The sequence below is a fragment of the Deltaproteobacteria bacterium genome (assembly GCA_016223005.1).
In the GTDB taxonomy this organism is placed as follows: Bacteria; Desulfobacterota; GWC2-55-46; order UBA9637; family GWC2-42-11; genus JACRPW01.
The window spans coordinates 2,825-6,582 of the sequence record JACRPW010000005.1 but is presented as its reverse complement, the minus strand read 5'-3'; the positions used below and the strand labels follow the sequence as shown (position 1 = coordinate 6,582).

The following is a 3,758-nucleotide window of genomic DNA, read 5'->3' as shown; positions in this document are numbered from 1 at the left end:
GGATTCTAATTGTTTGTAGTTTTCATTTAACTGGAACTTAAGGGACTTTGTGTCTATTACGGAGTTGTTGGAGGCATTTGCGTCTACCAGGCTGGAATCAACGAATATCTTGCTTCCGTCTACAAGCCCCGCTTCAACACACTGCCATACTATTCGCTCAAAGAACCCTTTGAATATTTCTACTCCCCATCTCTTTCTTGCCTTTGATAATACACTGTGGTTGGGTAAGTCAGTATCAAGGTCGTATCCCAGGAACCACAGCCCTGTCTGCACAGGCAGGCAGTCTAATCTCTCAGGTAGTATATCCATCAGTTCTCTTTCGGAGCGAACGTTGTAAAATACGAGAAGGGGCATTAGATTGAGTATTAAAGGGGGCGGAACAGAGACATTTCCATTGAGGCCGTATTTGTCTTTCACCTCTTTGGAAACGAAATTGAAGTCTATGAATTTGTCTATCTTGCCTGTCTGCGTGCAGACGCACAGGCAGGCGCAATGGATGATCGGTGCGAATACGCTTATCTATATTTAGGTCGGTATAGAAAAGCTTGCTCTGCAAAGGGTCTTGATGTCCCATCATGTTTGTAGCCTTCTTTATAACGGCTATTATACATTAACTAATCATGAATTTATAGGATTAAGAGGATTTGGGCAACAGACCGAAAAGATTTGACCCCGTATGTTACGCATTATGAAAATCTATGGTTTAAAAACATACACCTATGCAGTAAGGCGCCAAATACCGAACCAGAGACAGGCGCAAGCCAGTATATCCAGTGGCTTTCAAAATTCATTGCAACAATTGCGGGTCCAAAAGAACGCGCAGGATTCATAGATGCGCCGCTTATTCTGCCTCCCAAAAAGGCGTCAATACCTACTGCCGCGCCAATTGCTAAACCTGAACCAAACCAGTTTATTTTTTTGCCTGCAGCAACACACATTATTACAAACATAAGTAAAAAGGTCATTATAAATTCAAGCGTAAATGACTGGGACGAAGAACCAATTGGCAGTGTAATACCGAGTGTTGTTGAGTTTCCAAAAAGCAGATACAAAGAAAATGATGCAGCAACTGCGCCTGATAACTGGGCAGTGATGTAAGGCAAAACCTGATTAGATGGAAATCTTTTGCATGCTGCAAGCCCGATTGTAACAGCAGGATTTATATGGCCGCCTGATATATTTCCAAAAATATAGACCATAAGGAAAACTGAAAGACCAAAGGCAAGAGATATGCCAGTATGTGTTACAGCGCCAGTATATATCTGATTTACAACAATGCTGCCTGTGCCAATAAAAACCAGAAAATATGTTCCAATAAACTCTGATATATATCTTTTCATTCTACCATTTATTTCCTCTCCCCAAAGGGGAGAGGGTGAGGGGAATATTACTGCTCCTTCTGCAAGAGTTCTTCTATCTTAACACCCACCTGTGAGCCGTGTCCGCCAAAAACAGAACCTGTGATGCGCTTTTCAAACCTCTTTAATGCAAGTTCATAAGCCTTTGAAGGAAGCGCTATATAGCCGACCTCTTTTGAAAGGCTACCGCTGTTTTTCATATAAAAGTCAATGAATCTTTTTACCTCTGGCTTATCAGCAGACTTTTTGCTTACATAGATGAATATGGGCCTTGCAAGAGGCTGATATGTGCCGTTTACTACATTTTCATATGTCGGCAGCACTGCACCCTTGCCGTTTTTATCATTTTCATCATCAATTGCAACAAGTTTCATCTTGTCTTTGTTATGCTCATAATATGCCACGCCGAAGAAGCCCAATGCAAGGGTATCTGTGGCTATACCCTGCACAAGCACATTGTCATCCTCGCTTGATGTGAAATCACCGCGGCTTGAATGTTCCTTGCCTACTATTGCCTCTGTGAAATAGTCATATGTGCCTGAATCAACGCCAGCGCCGAATAGATGGATTTCTTTGTCAGGCCAGTTTGCGCGTATTTGATTCCACTTCTTAATCTTTGCCTGCGCCTCTGGCTCCCATATTTTTTTAAGTTCCTTTACAGTCATATAATCAACCCAGTTGTTTTTTGGATTAACCATAACCGAGAGACCGTCGTATGCAACAGGGAGTTCTATGTATTCTATTTTATTCTTTTTACAGAGTTCGACCTCCGATGGCTTTATCGGCCTTGAGGCGTCGCTTAGGTCTGTTTCGCCTGTGCAAAACTTTTTGAAACCGCCGCCTGTTCCTGATATGCCTACTGTTACCCTTGTCTTGCCTTTTTCAGTCTTCTGAAACTCCTCTGCAACCGCCTCGGTTATTGGGAATACAGTAGAAGAGCCGTCAGCCCTGATAAGTTCTGCTGCATAAGCCTTTCCTGATGTTAAAATTAGAATCCATACGATTAGATTTGTTATTAGTTTTTTCATTTTTTAATTCTCCTATTTTAATTTTTATTTTTAATATTTTTAAAAGTCAAAGGGGTCGAATCTTTTCAGCCTGTTGAAAAACAGCCTGTTGAAAAACTAAGCATTTGCGAAACAATTTGCAGAACAATCCCTTTTATTGAACTGTTTTCTCCTGATATTCTGATATAGATAGAAAAATATTTTCAATAATCCACTTATTGAAAATAGGATGAGGGGCTTTCCTGCTGCAAGGGCTTCTTTTCCCTTTCTTTTCCCTTTCTTCTTATATTTTTTGTCAATAAACTTATCTGATGGTTTCGTAAAAAGTCATTATTATTAACCGCAGAGACTTAAGAGGCACAGAGATTTTAAAAGCGGTTTAAACAGTTTAAACGGTTTAAACGGTTTAATCAGGTTCTTAATCCCGGTGTCTTAATCGCCTCTGCGGTGGATTTTTAGTTTTTACGATTTCATCTTTTGGTTGACTCATTTACTTCCCTTCAGCGCTGCATGCGCTGCTGCGAGCCGTGCAATAGGCACCCTGAACGGAGAGCATGAAACATAGTTAAAACCGTTTCTGTAACAGAACTCCACTGTCGCAGGGTCTCCGCCGTGCTCTCCGCATATCCCGATTTTTAAATCCTTTCTTGTCTTCCTTCCTTTTTCAATTGCAATCTTTATAAGTGCGCCGACACCCTCATGGTCAAGGGACTGGAACGGGTCATTTTTTAAAATCCCTGCCTTTTTCTCGTCTATATAATCAGGCAGAAATCTTCCTGCATCATCCCTGCTCATACCAAGTGTCATCTGAGTCAAGTCATTTGTTCCGAATGAAAAGAATTCCGCAACCTCTGCAATCTTATCAGCAAGAAGCGCCGCCCTCGGCACCTCAATCATTGTGCCTACAAGGTATTTTAGTTTAACTCCCTTTTCCTTGATAATTGCATCAGCGACCTCTCTTGTCTTTGTCTCAAGGATTTTCAATTCCCTGCCGTCTATCACAAGCGGGTGCATTATTTCAGGGAGAACCTTGACGCCCTCTTTTGCGCATTCGCATGCCGCCTCAATAATTGCCCTGACCTGCATCTCAAGTATTTCAGGATATGTTATTGCAAGCCTGCACCCCCTGTGCCCGAGCATAGGGTTTGCCTCTTTGAGCCTGTCAACCCTGCGGTGAACATGCTCGTAAGGAATACCAACCTTTTCAGCAAGGTGTCTCTGCTCCGGCTCTGTATGCGGGACAAACTCATGAAGGGGCGGATCTATAAGTCTTATTGTCACAGGCTTTCCGTCCATTGCCCTGAATATGCCTTTAAAATCCTCCCTCTGGAACGGGAGAAGTTTTGATAACGCCGTCTTCCTTGTCTCTAAATTATCCGCAACAATCATCTCT

Annotated in this window: 3 protein-coding genes and 1 pseudogene (1 of these 4 cut by a window edge); all 4 read right to left on the bottom strand. The window is 42.2% G+C overall.

What is annotated here, in order from left to right; translation table 11 throughout:
* Positions 1–417: transposase (locus HZC45_00530; GenBank protein MBI5681656.1), on the bottom strand; the 417-nt coding region annotated here is incomplete at its 3' end.
* A 269-nt stretch (positions 418–686) separates the two neighbouring features.
* Positions 687–1,340 (bottom strand): MIP family channel protein, encoded by a 654-nt coding sequence (locus HZC45_00525; GenBank protein MBI5681655.1) that lies wholly within the window; start codon positions 1,338–1,340, stop codon positions 687–689.
* Positions 1,341–1,387: 47 nt separating this feature from the next.
* Entirely contained in the window at positions 1,388–2,386 is a 999-nt protein-coding gene (locus HZC45_00520) for a PstS family phosphate ABC transporter substrate-binding protein (protein MBI5681654.1), read from the bottom strand.
* Positions 2,387–2,851: 465 nt separating this feature from the next.
* Positions 2,852–3,758, bottom strand: a pseudogene (locus HZC45_00515) (pyruvate, phosphate dikinase) (it continues 1,710 nt past the right edge of the window).